The organism is Methanosphaera sp. WGK6 (assembly GCF_001729965.1).
GTDB lineage: Archaea > Methanobacteriota > Methanobacteria > Methanobacteriales > Methanobacteriaceae > Methanosphaera.
Genome location: NZ_JRWK01000035.1, coordinates 1 through 609 on the forward strand (window position 1 = coordinate 1; position 609 = coordinate 609).

Below are 609 nucleotides of genomic sequence, written 5' to 3' on the forward strand. Positions count from 1 at the left end.
TATTCCATGTCAATAGAACCGAGTACTCCTATACCGTAGAGTATTGCTCTTGCGTCTCCTCTTGATATACCGTAATCTGATACTACTTTTCCACCAATGGTTTCGATACATAACATGGATGCTCCGCTTTGAGCACATGCTTCGAATGATTCGTCCATTGCTATGTCAAATTCAGATCCTCTTAATCCGTTTTCTTCTTCTCTCATATCTGCTACTGTAGACATTAAAGATACTTTTGTTCCGAATTTATCGTGTAGTTTTTCTAATTCTTCCCATGTAACAGCTGTACATCTTTCAGATGCTTCTCTGCTGATGGATTGTTGTTGTACGTGTTCTGTTTCGATTTGTATTGCTGGTAAACCGATAGCTGCTGCACGTTCACATGCTGCGAAAGCAATGTTTTTGGAAGTTGCTTCTAAACCATCGATTGAAGATTCAGATCCTTCTGCAGGAGCTACTTTGATGTTAGGAACTACTTCTCCTCCACCCATAACTTGGTCTAATCCCATTTTAACAGGATGTTTAGTTTGTCCAAATACCATGTCATCTGCTGTTTCATTTTCCATTTTTGTATAAAATTTTCTTGACATATAATTTCACCACTTAAAA

Annotated in this window: 1 protein-coding gene; it reads right to left on the minus strand. The window is 37.9% G+C overall.

Annotated features, from left to right (window positions below; translation table 11 throughout):
* A partial coding sequence (locus tag NL43_RS08090) for a methyltransferase MtaB domain-containing protein (RefSeq protein ID WP_305791261.1) occupies positions 1–590 on the minus strand: 590 nt, incomplete at its 3' end.
* Between the last annotated feature and the right edge of the window lie 19 nt (positions 591–609).